This window comes from Nonomuraea wenchangensis, from assembly GCF_900111685.1.
In the GTDB taxonomy this organism is placed as follows: Bacteria; Actinomycetota; Actinomycetes; order Streptosporangiales; family Streptosporangiaceae; genus Nonomuraea; species Nonomuraea wenchangensis.
In genome coordinates this window covers 74,462-88,058 of sequence record NZ_FOHX01000028.1, presented here as the reverse complement: position 1 = coordinate 88,058, position 13,597 = coordinate 74,462, and the positions used below count along the sequence as shown (strand labels likewise).

Genomic DNA, 13,597 nt, shown 5'->3' with positions numbered 1-13,597 from the left:
TGCCCGCCGTTCTGCGGCAGCGGACGAGCGGCACGACGACGCACGAGCAAGGAACGCAACGGCATGAAGGAACAGCCCAGCGCGAGCCGGCCGGAGGAGCAGTACAGGAAGCCCCAGCGCCGCAGGCTGGCGTCCGATGAGAGGATCCTCGCCGCGGCGAAGGAGCTTTTCCTGACCGACCACTACGACGGCGTCACCCTGGAACGGGTCGCCGAGCGTGCCGGCGTCTCACGGCAGACCGTCTACAACCGCTTCGGCTCGAAGGAGACGGTCTTCCTGGAAATGGTCCGCCACCACTGGGCGGCCTTCGACGGGCCGGACCGCCGGGGCATCGAGTGGGACGCCGACGCGAGCGTCGAGGACGTCCTGCGCGGGTTCGCCCGGTTGCTCCAGCGCTTCGCCACCGAGACCGACCAGATCCGTTTCGCCCGGCTCGTGGTCACTGAGTCAGGACGGCTGCCGTGGATCGCGGAGGAGTTCTACCGGCTGGGCAAGGGGCCAATCGCGGCGACGTTCGCCGCCTGCCTTGACGACCTGACCGGGCGCGGCCGGCTTCGATGTCCGGACAGCCACCTCGCGGCACGCCAGTTCATGGGCCTGGTGCAGGAGTTCCTCGTGTGGCCGAGGGTCATGGCCTTCGAGGAGGAGATCACCGTTCAGCCCTCCGCGGAGGTGGTGATCGAGGAGGCCGTACGCACGTTCCTGGCCCGCTACGGCCCGGAGCAGTCCGCCTGACCCGTCCGCGCGCCGCGGCCGGCATCGGTGCAGGTGTCCGACTCATCCCATAGTTCTAGGAGAACTCGTCAGATGTCCGCGCACAGCATCGTTCTCGGCGATGTCCAGATCACCCGCGTCATCGAGTGGTCCGGCCCCATTCGTACCGCCCGCTTCATCGTCCCTGACAGCGATGAGGAGGTCTGGCGGCGCAACCAGGACTGGCTCGCGCCGCACTTCTGGACCCCGGCCGATGACGCCTACCGCGGCCACATACAGACCTGGGTCCTGCGCAGCGAGGGCAGGACCATCCTGGTGGACACCGGGGTCGGCAACGACAGGGAGCGCCCGCAGGTCCCGCAGTTCGCGGGGCTGCGGAGCGGCTATCTCGCCCGCCTGCGCGAGGCCGGCGTCGCGCCCGAGGACGTCGACGTCGTTATCAATACGCACATCCACTACGACCACGTCGGCTGGAACACCGAGTCGCGCGACGGCGCATGGGTGCCCACGTTCCCCAACGCCACGTACCTGATCCCTCGGCTCGACAACGTCTACTTCGATCCGGACAGCGCCCATCGCCGGCGGGCGCCGCGCGACGAGCACGAGCGCGTCCGCTGGGAGGGTGGCAAGCTCGTGTTCAACGACAGCATCGCCCCCATCCACCAGGCCGGACAGGCGGTGCTATGGGAGGACACGTACCGCATCGACGGCAACTTGCTGCTGGAGGCCGCGCCGGGTCACACGCCCGGTTCGTCCGTTCTCACGCTGCGCTCGGGTGCCGACCGCGCCGTCTTCGTCGGGGACATGCTGCACAGCCCCGTCCAGGTCCTCGATCCCCGCTGGAACAGTTGCTTCTGCGACGACCTCCAGCTCGCCGCCGAGACGCGCCGCGCCCATCTCGCGCGCGCCGCCGAACTGCGCGAGCTCGTCATCCCGGCCCACTGGCCGGGACACGGGGCTGCCGAGGTCCGGAAGGATGGCGAAGGCTTCGCCATCGCCGCCTGGGCCGCCTTCCCCACGGCGGCCGCGGACAGGCAGTAGGTCTGTGGGAGCTCCAGGATCGAACCTTCGGCAGGTCAGGGTCGGAAGTGGCGGGCATGTTCCACGGCCCACCGCGCGAACGTGCGCGGCGGCCGGCCGGTGCCCTGCTCGACGGTGTCGGTCACCGTGGTGCCGTACTCGTTCGGCGTAAGGGTCGTCTTCAGGTACATGTCCACGACGTCGGCGTCGCCGGCTCCGGGGATCTGCTTGAAGGCCTGGAACAGGGACAGGTTCGGGCGGCTGCCGGGCGTGCCCCACTCCTGCCGCGTCTGGCCGGGGGTGAGTTCCTCGAAGCACAGGTCACGGCCGGTCGCCTCGGCGAGATGGCGGATCATCTGACGGGGGTCAGGACCTCCGGCCCGGTGAGGTGGTACGGGACGGGCGGGGATTCACGGTCTCCGTACGGCTCGCGTACGACGCCGGAGGGCGTGCGAGCCGTGATCGATTACGTCCCCTATGGGCAGGCCTGTCGTGAGCCGCGGGGGGAGATCGTGCCCCAGCCGCAGCGGATGCCGCTCAGGCGGCTGGAAGGCCCCGGCTTCTGGATCGACCCGAAGGACTTCGGGCCGGACGAGACGCTCGTCGTCGTCATGCACTCCGCCGACGGTGACCCGGCCAAGAGCAACGGAGGCGGCGTCGGGGTCATCCGCGGGCCGGTCGCACCCTGCGAACCCGTACCTGCTGAGTTCAGCGGGGCGGACCGCGAGTGATCCGGTCGACCAGCTTCCCGCTGCCGCTGCCCGGCTGCGAGACTGACTGAAGCACTCCGTCGAACCGCTCGTGCCCGGGATCGGCGCCAGGTTCGACACATCGAAGGAGGTCCACTGTGACCCGCTCCGGCCAGGCGACGATCGCCGTGACGGGGGCGACCGGCCGCGTCGGCGGCCGGGTGGCCCGCAGGCTCGCGGCGGCCGGGGTGCCGCAGCGCCTGGCGGTGCGCGACCCCGGCCGTGCCCCGGACCTGCCCGGTGCGACGGCGGTCCGCTGCGCCTACGGCGAGCCCGGCGCGGCCGCCGCACTGGAAGGCGTCGAGGTGCTGTTCATGGTCTCGGCCTCCGAGTCGCCCGATCGGCTGGACCGGCAGCGGGCGTTCGTGGACGCCGCCGCCCAGGCCGGGGTCCGGCACGTGGTCTACCTGTCGTTCTTCGGCGCGGCGCCGGACGCCGTCTTCACCCTGGCACGTGATCACTGGGCCACCGAGCAGCACCTGCGCGGCAGCGGGATGTCCTTCACCTTCCTGCGGGACAACCTGTACGCCGACTTCATGCCCGCCCTGGTGGGCGAGGACGGAGTCATCCGCGGCCCGGCAGCCGAGGGCCGGGCCGCGGTCGTGGCCCAGGACGACATCGCCGAGGCCGCCACCGCCGTGCTGCTGCGGCCGGACGAGCACGCGGGCCGCACCTACGACCTCACCGGCCCGCACGCGCTCACCCTGGCGGAGGTCGCCGAGATCCTCTCGCGAGTGAGTGGCCGTACGGTCACCTACCGGCCCGAGACGGTGGAGGAGGCCTATCGCTCCCGCGCCTCCTACGGCGCCCCGGGCTGGCAGGTCGACGCGTGGGTGTCCACCTACACCGCCATCGCGGCTGGGCAGCTCGACGGGGTGAGCGACGACATCACGCGCCTGACAGGCCACGCCGCCACCCCGCTCGCCGACGTCGTGGCCGCAGGTCAGAAGGGGTAGTGGGCGTGCTGGGTCGCCAGGGTGATCCAGCGGGTGTTGGTGAACGCCTCGATGCCCCACCGGCCGCCGAAGCGTCCGTAGCCGGAGGACTTGAAGCCGCCGAACGGGGCCTGCGGCTCGTCGGCCACCGACTGGTCGTTGACGTGGACGATGCCGGTCTGCAGCCGGCGGGCCACGCGCAGGCCGTGGGTGCCGTTCTCGGTGATGATGCCGGCGGTCAGGCCGTGGTCGGTGTCGTTGGCCTTGGTGACGGCCTCCTCGTCGGTGGCGAAGGTGTCGATGACGCAGATCGGGCCGAAGCCCTCGCCGTAGTACAGGTCGGCGTCGGCGGGCACGCCGGTCAGGACGGTCGCCGGGTGGACCGCCCCGGAAGGCTCGCCGCCGCCGGTCACGACGGTGGCGCCCTTGGCGACGGCGTCGCTGACCAGGGCGGCGACGCGCCGCGCGGCGGCGGCCGAGACCAGCGGCCCGATGACCGTGGTCGGCTCGGCCGGGTCGCCGGCGGGCAGCGCGGCGACCTTGGCGGCGAACCTGGCCGTGAACTCCTCGGCCAGCGACTCGTGCACCAGGACGCGGTCGCCGGACATGCAGATCTGCCCGGCGTTCATGAACACGCCGAACGTCGCCGCGTCCACCGCGTAGTCCAGGTCGGCGTCGTCGAGCACGATGATGGCGTTCTTGCCGCCGAGTTCCAGCATGGCGGGCTTGAGGTGCCGGGCGGCGTGGGTGCCGATGATGCGGCCGACCTCGGTGGAGCCGGTGAAGTTGACCGCGCGTACGCGCGGGTCGGCGATGAGCGTCTCGGCGATCTGCGCGGCGTCGGCCGGGTCGTTGGTGACGACGTTGAGCACGCCGTCGGGCAGCCCGGCCTCGGCCAGGACGTCGGCGACGAACAGGCCGCAGGCGATCGGCGCGTCCTCGCTGGGCTTCATGACGACGGTGTTGCCGGCGGCGAGCGCGGCCGCCACCGAGCGGACGCCGAGGATGAGGGGCGCGTTCCAGGGGGAGAAGGCGGCGACGACGCCGACGGGCTCGCGTACGGCGAGGCCGAGCGCGCCTTCCTCCTGCGCGGTGAGCACGTCGCCGCGCGGGGCGGTGATCGCGGCGGCGGCCTCGCGCAGCATGTTCGCGGCCAGGCCGACGTTGAACAGGGCCCATGGCCGGGTGCCGCCGACCTCGCCGGCCATGAGGGCGGCCGCCTGTTCGCCGCGTTCCTGGAGCAGGTCGGCGGCCTTGAGGAAGATGGCGCGGCGGGCGAAGGGGCTGAGCGCCGCCCAGTCGTCGAAGGCGGCCTGCGCCGCGTCCACGGCGAGGGTCACGTCCTCGGGGCCGGCGGCGGCCACGGTGGCGTACGGCTGTCCGGTGTAGGGGTTGAGGTCGGCGGTGGTGCGGCCGGACCGCGCGGGCACGCTCTTGCCGCCGATGAGCAGTTCGCGGGTGATGGTCATCAGATACCTCCGAGGGAACCCCCGCCTTCAGGCGAGGAAGGAATCGGGCTTCTGCGGAGCAGGGCCGGAGCAGGCAGTGCGCCGTCAGGCGGGCCGCCGTCTTTTTGAATCAGCTGATGCGCGAGTGATCTCGCACATATGATCGAGGGATGGCGCAGCTGGTGAAGCGGGCCTACAAGTACCGCTTCTATCCGACCCCGGAACAGGCCGAACAGCTTGTCCGGACGTTCGGCTGCGTGCGCCTGGTCTACAACAAGGCGTTGGAGGAGCGGACCCGCGCCTACAAGCTGGAAGGCCGTGGCGTCTCCTACGGCGAGTCGTCGGCCGCGCTGACCGCGTGGAAGAAGACGCCGGAGCTGGCGTTTCTGCGCGAGGTGTCGTCGGTGCCGTTGCAGCAGACGCTGCGGCATCTGCAGGCGGCGTTCGCGAACTTCTTCGCCCGCCGGGCCAAGCACCCGACGTTCAAGAGCAAGAAGCGGTCGCGGGCGTCGGCGGAGTACACCCGTTCGGGGTTCCGCTGGCGGGAGGGCCGGCTCACCCTGGCCAAGATGGGCGCGCCGCTGGACATCGTGTGGTCGCGTCCGCTGCCCGAGGGGACCGAGCCGTCCACGGTCACGGTTTCCAGGGATCCGTCTGGGCGATGGTTCGTGTCCCTGCTGGTGGAGGAGAAGATCGCGCCGTTGCCGCCGGTCGAGAAGTCGACAGGCGTGGACGCGGGCCTCACCGCGCTGCTCACGCTGTCGTGCGGTGAGCAGATCGCCAATCCGCGTCATGAGCGTCGTGAGCGGCGCAGGCTGGCCAAGGCTCAGCGGGCGCTGGCCCGTAAGGAGAAGGGGTCGAAGAACCGGGACAAGGCCCGGATGCGCGTGGCGCGGGTGTACGCCCGGATCGCCGACCGCAGGCGCGACTATCTGCACAAAGTCACCACACGGCTGGTTCGCGAAAATCAAGCGATTGCCGTGGAAGACCTTGCCGTCCGCAACATGGTCAAGAACAGCAGGCTGGCCCGCGCCATCTCCGACGCCGGCTGGCGGGAGCTGCGGCGCATGCTGGAGTACAAGACGGCCTGGTACGGCCGCACCCTGGTGGTGGCAGACCGCTGGTTTCCCTCCTCCAAGTTGTGCTCGGTCTGCGGTGCCCTGCAGAACGACATGCCGTTGAGCGTCCGTGAGTGGACCTGTGCGTGCGGCGCGGTCCATGACCGGGAGGTGAACGCGGCCCAGAACCTGCTCGCCGCCGGGCTGGCGGAGAGCTGAAACGCCTGTGGAGCTGATGTAAGACCTCAACGAGAGTCCTCCTCTCGGGCGGGCGACCGGCGATCAAGCAGGAAGACCGACCGGCGACGGTCAGGATCCCCCTCGTTCACGAGGGGGAGGATGTCAAACGAAGGACGGGTTTGAGCACCTCGCCCCGGTGGCTGTCTTGCAGTGCCGTCTCGATGTCGGCCAGGTCGTAGAAGCGGACCAGCCGGTCGAAGGGGAAGCGTCCCTGCCGGTGCAGCTCGATCAGGGTGGGGATGAGGGTCTCGCTGCGGCCGCTGCCGCCGAGGGTGCCGACGATGCGTTTGCCCCACAGCGTCGTCAGGTGGTCGAGGGCGAACTCGGCGCCGGCCGGGGCGCCGCCGATGAGGACGCAGGTGCCGAGCATGCCGACGCTGTCGGCGGCCTGGCGTACGACGGGGATGACGCCGGTGCACTCCAGGGCGTGGTCGGCGGGGCCGTCGCAGATGCGGTGCACTTCGGCGACGGGGTCGGCCTGCGAGGCGTCGATGGTGTGGGTGGCGCCGAACTCCATGGCCAGCTCCAGCCTGGAGGGGTGCCGGTCCACCGCGATGATCTTCGTGGCGGGGGAGAGCCTGGCCGCCATGACCGCGGCCAGGCCGACCGCGCCGGCTCCGTAGATCACGAGGCTGGAGCCGGGGGCGGGCTTGACGGTGTTCAGCACCGCGCCCGCTCCGGTGGCGATGCCGCAGGCGAGCGGGCCGAGCAGCTCCAGCGGCGCGTCCGACGGCACGACGACGAGGGCGTCCGCCCAGGTGAGCGCGTGGGTCGAGAACGACGACTGGCCGAAGAAGTGGCTGTGGACCTGGGATCCGTCCGGTCTGCGCAGCGCGCTCTGGCCGGCCCGTGGTCCCAGCAGGCGGCCGCCGCCGCACAGCGCCTCGCCGAGGCGGGCGCAGTAGCGGGGTTCGCCGTCGCGGCAGTTGCGGCAGGTGCCGCACGAGGGCCAGCCGATGACCACGTGGTCGCCCGGCCGTACGGAGGTGACGCCGTCGCCGACCGCCACGACCTCGCCGGCGCCTTCGTGGCCGAGTACGGCGGGGAACGGCATCGGCAGGTCGCCGTGCCGGGTGATGGTGTCGGTGTGGCAGATGCCGGAGGCGACGACGCGTACCAGGGCTTCGCCTGGTCCCGGCTCGTCGAGGTCGAGCTCCTCGACGTGGAAGGGCCCGCCGAGCTCGTCGACGACCGCGGCCGTCACTCTCATCGCTGTTCTCCTTCGCTTCGGATGGCGGGGGGCGGCAGGGGAGGGGTGAGCTGTTGGACGAGGCGTCCGGCCGCCAGCACCGCCGGGTCGCGCAGCGGGCCGCCGGCGAGTTGCAGCCCGATCGGCAGGCCGCCGGCCAGGGCCACCGGCACCGAGATCGCCGGCAGGCCGGCCGCGTTGAACGGCGCGGTCAGCCGGGTCAGCACGAACTCGACGGGCCATTCGCGGCCGTCGATGGTGACGGTGTCCGCGCCGATGGGCGGGGCGGTCACCGGCACGGTGGCGCAGGCCAGCACGTCGCAGCCGTCCTCCAGTGCGGAGCGCAGCGCGGCGACGATCCGGGCGAGCGCGGCCTCCTGCCGCTCCACCTGCTCGGCGGGCGGCGCGGGCAGCCGCATCAGCTCTGCGATGTCCGGCCCGAACAGCTCCGGCTGCTCGGTGAAGGCGGCCCGGTGGTAGGCGCCGGCCTCGCGGACGATCCTGGCCAGCGGCGCCTCCGGCATCAGCGGCTCGTCGGGGACGTCGATGTCCACGACGGCCACTCCGGCGTCCTCAAGCCGGGCGCGTACGGCGTCGAGCGCCGCGCGCACCTCGGGGGCGAGCACCGCGGCGAACCAGCCGCCGAGCCAGCCGACCCGGAGCCGTGCCGGCGGTTGGCCCGTGAGGGGGCCGGCGAGCGCGTCCATGAGCAGCGTCGCGTCGTCCACGGTGCGGGCCAGGACGCCGAGGTGGTCCAGGGACGGGGCCAGCGGCAGCACGCCGTCCAGCGGGATCCGGCCGTGGGTGGGCTTGAAGCCGACGCAGCCGCTGAGGGCGGCGGGGATGCGTACGCTGCCGGCCGTGTCGGAGCCGAGCCCGCCCAGTGAGCTGCCGGCGGTGACCGAGGCGGCCGACCCGCCGGACGAGCCGCCGGGGATGTGGCCGCGCCGGTACGGGTTGTGCGTGGGGCCGAAGTAGGCGCTGTCGGTGCGTCCGCCCCAGGCCAGCTCGTGCGTGGTGTGCTTGCCGAGGATCACCGTCCCGGCGTCCAGCAGCCGGGTGACCGCGGTCGCGTCCTTGTCGGGCACGTGTCCGGCGAAGCGGGGCGAGCCGTAGCCGGTGCGTACGCCGGCGGTGTCGATGAGGTCCTTGACGCCGATCGGGATGCCGTGCAGCGGACCGCGCGGCGGCTCGCCGGCGAGGGCGTGCGCGCGGGCGAGCGCGGCCTCGGCGGTGACGGTGGCGTAGGCGTGCAGCGCCGGTTCGGTCGCGGCGATCCTGGCCAGCAGGTGCTCGGTCAGCTCGACCGGCGACAGCTCGCCGCGGGCGATGGCCGCCGACGCGGCGGTGAGGGTGTCAACGCGCATGGCCGGGGTCCCGTACGTAGTAGCCGACGGGGAACAGGCTCAGCCCGGTCCGGTCGCGTACCAGTCCCCACAGCCCGCCCGGCAGCCACCGCGCCGCGGCGATGCCGACGGCGCCGAGGAGCACCAGGTACCACGAGCCGTAGTCGGCCAGCAGTTGCTGCAGCGCGAAGAACACCACCGCGCCGAGCAGCGGACCTTCGACGAAGCCGATGCCGCCGATCACCACGATGAAGATCATGTATGCCGACCACTGCACGTTGAAGATCGCGTCCGGGTTGACGCTGAGCGAGCTGATCGTGATCACCCCGCCGGCGGCGCCGGTGCCGGCGGCCGACACCAGGTAGACGATCCGCTTGGCCCGGGTCACGTCGATGCCGGCGGCGCTGGCGGCGGTCTCCTCGTCGCGCACCGCCATCAGCGACAGCCCCACCCGGCCGCGCAGCAGCAGGTAGCAGCCGCCGACGGTGGCGAGGGTGAGCGCCAGCGCCACCCAGTAGGTCAGCGCGCCGCGCAGCGCGGGGTCCAGGCCGGACAGCCCGGCCAGGCCCTTGCCGCTGGCGCCGCCCAGGGCGTCGACGCGCACCACCAGCAGCCGGTACACCTCGGCGATCACCCATGTGCCGACGGCGAAGTAGTCGCCGCGCAGCCGGAAGGCCAGCCAGGAGGTGGGCACCGCGAACACCACGCAGGTCAGCGCGGCCAGCGGCACCGCCAGGTACGGCTGCACCCCCAGGTCGGCCAGTGCGATCACGCTGTAGGCGCCGATCCCGACGAAGGCCTGCTGGCCGACCGAGACCAGGCCGCCGAACCCGGCCAGCAGGTTCCACATGCTGGCCAGGGCGACCAGCACGTAGAAGTTGACGAGCGTGTCGGTGATGTCGCTGAAGACCACGTACGGCAGCGCCGCGAGCAGCACCACGACGGCGAGCAGCGCCCCGCCCGACGCCTTGGAGGTGCGGGCGGCGCGGCGCACGTCCACGGCGGCCGCCGCCCGCTCGGTCAGCAGTTGGGAGAGGCTCATGTGGTCCGTCCGGCGAGCAGGCCCTGCGGCCGGAAGGCCAGCACGGCGAGGAAGACGAGGTGGCCGGCGAGCAGCGTCATCGCCGGGTCGATCTGGGAGCCGAGCGACTGGGTGACGCCCAGCACGATGCCGCCCAGCAGCGTCCCCCACAGCGAGCCGAGCCCGCCGATGACGACCGCCTCGAACGCGAAGATCAGCCGCGACGGGCCGGTGGCCGGGTCGAACGACGAGCGCACCGCGAACATCAGCCCGGCCAGCGCCACGGTGGCGAAGGCGATGGCGGTGGCGACGCCGTAGACGTGCCGGCTGTCGGCGCCCACCAGGTTCGCGGTCTCGCGGTCGTCGGAGGAGGCGCGCAGCATCCTGCCGAGCCCGGTGCGCGTCAGGAACACCTGGATGCCGGCCAGCACGGCGCAGGCCAGCAGGAACGTGACCAGCGGCAGCCAGCCGACGGTGACGGAGCCCGCGAGCTGGAAGGAGGAGGTGGCGAACGAGCCGCCGTCCAGGGTGCGCGTGTCGGCGGAGAAGATCTCCAGCAGCACGTTCTGCAGCACGATCGACAGCCCGAACGTGACCAGCAGGGTGGCCAGCGGCCCCGACGAGAGGCTGCCCTGCAGCAGCACCCGCTGGGTGAGGTAGCCGAGCACCGCGAACAGCGGCACGGTCACCACGATGACCACCCACAGCGGCAGCCCGGTGCCGCCGACCAGGGCGAGGGCCAGGAACGAGGCGACGACGGCCAGGTCCCCGTGGGCGAGGTTGACGATCCGCATCACGCCGAACATCAGCGACAGGCCGGTCGCGAACAGCGCGTACAGGCCGCCGAGCAGCAGTCCCTGGACCACCGCGTTGAACCATTGCATGTCAGTCTTTCCCGTCCTGCGTGAGGTCGCCGATGCCGAAGTACGCGTGCTCGACCTGCTCCGCGGTGAGGTCGGCGGGCCGGCCCGCCAGCACCGAGCGGCCCTCCAGCAGGCAGTGCACCCGGTCGGCGACGCGCAGGGCCTGCGAGACGTCCTGCTCGACGACGAGCGCGGTGGTGCCGGCGGCGACGATCTCCGGCAGCGTCTCGTAGATGCGGCGCACGATCACTGGCGCCAGGCCCAGCGACAGCTCGTCGACGAGCAGCAGGTCGGGGTTGGTCAGCAGGGCCCGGCCGATGGCCACGGCCTGCTGCTCGCCGCCGGACAGCTGCGCCGCGTTCTGGCGTCGCCGCTCGGTCATCCACGGGAACAGCTCGTAGACGCGCTGCAGCGTCCAGGGGCCGCTGCGTTTGCGGTAGGTGCCGGTGAGCAGGTTCTCCTCGACGGTGAGGGAGCGGAACAGCCGCCGGCCCTCCGGGACCAGCGCGATCCCGGCGGAGACCCGCTGGTGGGCGGGGGAGCGGGTGATGTCGCGCCCCGCGAGGTGGACGGTGCCCGACGTGGGGGCGTTGAGCCCGGCCAGGGCGCGCAGCAGCGTGGACTTGCCGGCGCCGTTGGCGCCGATGACGGCCAGGACCTCGCCGCGTTCCAGCTCCAGGCTGACGCCGTCCACGGCGCGCAGCAGGCCGTGGTGCACGGTGAGGTCGCGGATGGACAGCAGGCTCACGATCCCTCGCCCTCCTCCGCTGTGCTGCTCTCCGGTCCGCCGCCCAGGTACAGCTCGCGTACTTTGGCGTCGGCGAGCACCGCGACCGGCTCGCCGTCGGCGACGACGTCGCCGCCGGCCAGGCAGATCATCCGGGCGACGGTCTTGACCAGGGCGTGCACCACGTGCTCGATCCACACGATGCCGAGCCCGTCGGCGTGCAGCCGCCTGATGACCTCGACCAGCTCGGCCACCTCGGGCTCGGTGAGCCCGCCGGCGACCTCGTCGAGCAGCAGCAGCCGGGGGCCGGTGCCGAGCGCGCGGGCCACCTCCAGCCGCTTGCGCTGCAGCAGGGTGAGGCGCCCGGCGGCGGTGTTGGCCAGGTCGGCCAGGCCGGTGCGCTCCAGCACCTCCATGGCCTGCGACCAGGCCTGCTTGCCGTGCAGTCCGGCGCCCTGGTGCGCGCACACCAGGACGTTCTCGAACACGGTGAGGTGGGTGAACGGGCGCGGCACCTGGTAGGTGCGGCCGATGCCGGCGCGGGTGCGGGCGTGCGGCGGGACGCCCGTGACGTCGCGCCCGTCCAGCCAGACCGTGCCGGCGTCCGGGCGCAGGTCGCCGGAGATCATCGCGAACAGGCTGGACTTGCCGGCCCCGTTCGGCCCGACGATGCCCAGCGCCTCGCCCGGTCCCAGCGACAGGGCGAGGTCCCGGGCGACGGTCACCTGGCCGAAGCTCTTGGACAGGCTCTCCAGGCGCAGCAGCGGTGCGGTCATCATGAGCCGGTCGGCAGCAGGTCGCCCCCGATGGGGACGGCCTTGTTCGGCGTGTTGTCCACGATGGCCACGTCCCAGGGGAACTTGGTGCCCTTGCGCCACTGGCCGCCGACCGGGTGCTGCAGGGCGATGCCGGGCTTGGGGCCGGCGGTGAAGTCCAGGTCGCCGCTCATGCAGTTGATCTTCATGGTGCGCAGCTTGTCGGCGACGTCGTCGCGGTCCTTGGGGTCGCCGGCGTTCTTGAACGCCTGCACGGCGATCTCGAACAGTGAGTAGACCGAGCCGAGCGCCTGGGTCCACTGCTTGCCGGTGGCGGCGAAGTCCTCGGCGAGCTGCTGGGCGGTCTTGCCGTCCAGGGTGGACTTGTACGGGTGCGCCGGGCTCCACCAGAAGTCGGTGGCGATGTTGCTGGCGAGCGGGCCGAGGGCCTCGGCCTCGGAGGGGAAGAGCATGACCTTGGCGACGGTGGCCAGCTTCGGCTTGAAGCCCTGCTGGCGGGCCTGCTTCCAGAACGTCTGGAAGTCGGGCGGGATCGGGGTGCAGGTGAACAGCTCGGCCTCGGACGACTTGAACTTCGCGATCTGCGAGCTGAAGTCGGTGACGCCGTTCTGGTACGCGCCGCCGTCCACGAGCTCGTAGCCGGCCTTGGTGATCATCGGGCCGAGGCCCTGGCGGAAGGCGTTGGCGTCGGTGTCGTTGGGCCACAGGGCCGCGACGTTCTTGTTGCCCACCTCCATGCGCTCCCACATGGGGAAGAAGCAGTCGGCGAACTCCTGCATCCCGAAGAAGAACAGCGTCGTGTACTTGAAGCCCTCGCCGTCCTTGCCGCCCCGGCCGTTCCACCACGCCTCCCAGGGGGCGATCGTGGTGACGTTCGGGATGCCGTTGGCCTCGCACTGGTCGGCCACCGGGTTGGTGGTGTCCGGCGTCGAGGAGCCGACGATGAGGTCCACCTTGTCGCTGTTGATGAGCTGGCGGGTGACCTCGGTGGCCCGGTTGGGGTTGGACTGGGTGTCCTTGACGATGATCTCGACGGTGCGCTTCTTCCCGCCGGCGGTGAAGCCGTTGCGCAGCGCTTCGGTGACCTGCTTGACCACGAAGTTGTCGGCGGTGGCGAAGCCGGCCAGCGCGCCGGTCTGCGGGCTCACGTAGCCGATCTTGAGGACGTCGGAGGACGAGGCGCCGGTGCCCTTGAGGCCTCCGCTGCAGGCGCTCAGCAGCGGCGTCCCGCCGATCGCGGCGGCGCCGAGGCCGACCGCGCTGAGGAAGGATCGGCGGTTCATGCCGCCGGGGGAAGCGTCGCTCACGCGAGGACTCCTTATGCCGGACGATGTCCCTCGCACCTGGCGCCGCGCTGATGCGCGCGCCGCGGGGACATCTGGGGGTGCACTTCGGGAAAGGGGTCGGCGGCCCGCCCGGCTCGTGGCCATGACGTGGCTCCGACCTGGCGGGATGCCGTGAAGGTGACCCCGACCGTACGGCTCCGTTAACACCCGTGCAACAGGACGTCC

Annotated in this window: 13 protein-coding genes and 1 pseudogene; 5 read left to right on the top strand and 9 right to left on the bottom strand. The window is 71.9% G+C overall.

The genetic code is table 11. The features are described 5' to 3' along the window. Positions 1–63: 63 nt before the first annotated feature. Both BMW85_RS46690 and BMW85_RS46685 read left to right on the top strand, forming a co-directional pair. Entirely contained in the window at positions 64–735 is a 672-nt protein-coding gene (locus BMW85_RS46690; RefSeq protein ID WP_091094207.1) for a TetR/AcrR family transcriptional regulator, read from the top strand. Positions 736–807: 72 nt separating this feature from the next. Beyond that, entirely contained in the window at positions 808–1,755 is a 948-nt protein-coding gene (locus BMW85_RS46685; RefSeq protein ID WP_091094206.1) for an MBL fold metallo-hydrolase, read from the top strand. 35 nt (positions 1,756–1,790) lie between these two features. On the opposite strand, the gene BMW85_RS46680 is transcribed toward BMW85_RS46685, so the two are convergent. Next, positions 1,791–2,090, bottom strand: a complete 300-nt coding sequence (locus BMW85_RS46680) for a Rossmann-fold NAD(P)-binding domain-containing protein (protein ID WP_091094205.1) — start codon at positions 2,088–2,090, stop codon at positions 1,791–1,793. Positions 2,091–2,246: 156 nt separating this feature from the next. On the opposite strand from BMW85_RS46680, the gene BMW85_RS46675 reads away from it, so the two are divergent. Next, entirely contained in the window at positions 2,247–2,465 is a 219-nt protein-coding gene (locus BMW85_RS46675; protein ID WP_143082655.1) for a hypothetical protein, read from the top strand. A 146-nt stretch (positions 2,466–2,611) separates the two neighbouring features. Beyond that, the gene (locus tag BMW85_RS46670; protein WP_091094227.1) at positions 2,612–3,439 is read left to right on the top strand and encodes an SDR family oxidoreductase; all 828 of its coding nucleotides are present in this window, start codon (positions 2,612–2,614) and stop codon (positions 3,437–3,439) included. Here the strand turns inward: BMW85_RS46670 and BMW85_RS46665 are convergent. Then, positions 3,427–4,887 (bottom strand): aldehyde dehydrogenase family protein, encoded by a 1,461-nt coding sequence (locus BMW85_RS46665; RefSeq protein ID WP_091094203.1) that lies wholly within the window; start codon positions 4,885–4,887, stop codon positions 3,427–3,429. The genes BMW85_RS46670 and BMW85_RS46665 overlap by 13 nt on opposite strands. A gap of 149 nt (positions 4,888–5,036) precedes the next feature. Here BMW85_RS46665 and BMW85_RS46660 point away from each other — a divergent pair. Continuing rightward, positions 5,037–6,244: pseudogene (locus BMW85_RS46660) on the top strand (RNA-guided endonuclease InsQ/TnpB family protein); the annotation flags it as partial. A gap of 5 nt (positions 6,245–6,249) precedes the next feature. On the opposite strand, the gene BMW85_RS46655 reads toward BMW85_RS46660, so the two are convergent. Genes BMW85_RS46655 through BMW85_RS46625 form a run of 7 tightly spaced genes read right to left on the bottom strand, consistent with a single transcriptional unit; the run spans position 6,250 to position 13,393 of the window. Continuing rightward, the gene (locus BMW85_RS46655) at positions 6,250–7,374 is read right to left on the bottom strand and encodes an NAD(P)-dependent alcohol dehydrogenase (protein ID WP_091094201.1); all 1,125 of its coding nucleotides are present in this window, start codon (positions 7,372–7,374) and stop codon (positions 6,250–6,252) included. After that, positions 7,371–8,720, bottom strand: coding sequence for an amidase (locus BMW85_RS46650; RefSeq protein WP_091094200.1), 1,350 nt, complete (start codon positions 8,718–8,720; stop codon positions 7,371–7,373). Before BMW85_RS46650 ends, BMW85_RS46655 begins: the two co-directional genes overlap by 4 nt. Further along, positions 8,710–9,741, bottom strand: a complete 1,032-nt coding sequence (locus BMW85_RS46645; RefSeq protein ID WP_091094199.1) for a branched-chain amino acid ABC transporter permease — start codon at positions 9,739–9,741, stop codon at positions 8,710–8,712. The genes BMW85_RS46650 and BMW85_RS46645 overlap by 11 nt, the downstream gene beginning before the upstream one ends. Beyond that, complete coding sequence (locus tag BMW85_RS46640; RefSeq protein WP_091094198.1) at positions 9,738–10,604, bottom strand: branched-chain amino acid ABC transporter permease; 867 nt, start codon at positions 10,602–10,604, stop codon at positions 9,738–9,740. Before BMW85_RS46640 ends, BMW85_RS46645 begins: the two co-directional genes overlap by 4 nt. A 1-nt stretch (position 10,605) precedes the next feature. Then, a complete protein-coding gene (locus BMW85_RS46635) occupies positions 10,606–11,331 on the bottom strand; it encodes an ABC transporter ATP-binding protein (RefSeq protein WP_091094197.1) in 726 nt (241 codons plus the stop codon). Then, positions 11,328–12,089, bottom strand: a complete 762-nt coding sequence (locus tag BMW85_RS46630; RefSeq protein WP_245775477.1) for an ABC transporter ATP-binding protein — start codon at positions 12,087–12,089, stop codon at positions 11,328–11,330. The genes BMW85_RS46635 and BMW85_RS46630 overlap by 4 nt, the downstream gene beginning before the upstream one ends. Next, positions 12,086–13,393 carry an ABC transporter substrate-binding protein gene (locus tag BMW85_RS46625; RefSeq protein ID WP_177241246.1) on the bottom strand — a complete coding sequence of 436 codons (1,308 nt, stop codon included), beginning with the start codon at positions 13,391–13,393 and terminating at the stop codon, positions 12,086–12,088. Before BMW85_RS46625 ends, BMW85_RS46630 begins: the two co-directional genes overlap by 4 nt. Between the last annotated feature and the right edge of the window lie 204 nt (positions 13,394–13,597).

Coding starts and splice junctions, on each gene's coding strand:
- BMW85_RS46690 (WP_091094207.1), top strand. CDS start 64: ATGAAGGAACAGCCCAGCGCGAGCCGGCCGGAGGAGCAGTACAGGAAG.
- BMW85_RS46685 (WP_091094206.1), top strand. CDS start 808: ATGTCCGCGCACAGCATCGTTCTCGGCGATGTCCAGATCACCCGCGTC.
- BMW85_RS46680 (WP_091094205.1), bottom strand. CDS start 2,090: ATGATCCGCCATCTCGCCGAGGCGACCGGCCGTGACCTGTGCTTCGAG.
- BMW85_RS46665 (WP_091094203.1), bottom strand. CDS start 4,887: ATGACCATCACCCGCGAACTGCTCATCGGCGGCAAGAGCGTGCCCGCG.
- BMW85_RS46655 (WP_091094201.1), bottom strand. CDS start 7,374: ATGAGAGTGACGGCCGCGGTCGTCGACGAGCTCGGCGGGCCCTTCCAC.
- BMW85_RS46650 (WP_091094200.1), bottom strand. CDS start 8,720: ATGCGCGTTGACACCCTCACCGCCGCGTCGGCGGCCATCGCCCGCGGC.
- BMW85_RS46645 (WP_091094199.1), bottom strand. CDS start 9,741: ATGAGCCTCTCCCAACTGCTGACCGAGCGGGCGGCGGCCGCCGTGGAC.
- BMW85_RS46640 (WP_091094198.1), bottom strand. CDS start 10,604: ATGCAATGGTTCAACGCGGTGGTCCAGGGACTGCTGCTCGGCGGCCTG.
- BMW85_RS46630 (WP_245775477.1), bottom strand. CDS start 12,089: ATGATGACCGCACCGCTGCTGCGCCTGGAGAGCCTGTCCAAGAGCTTC.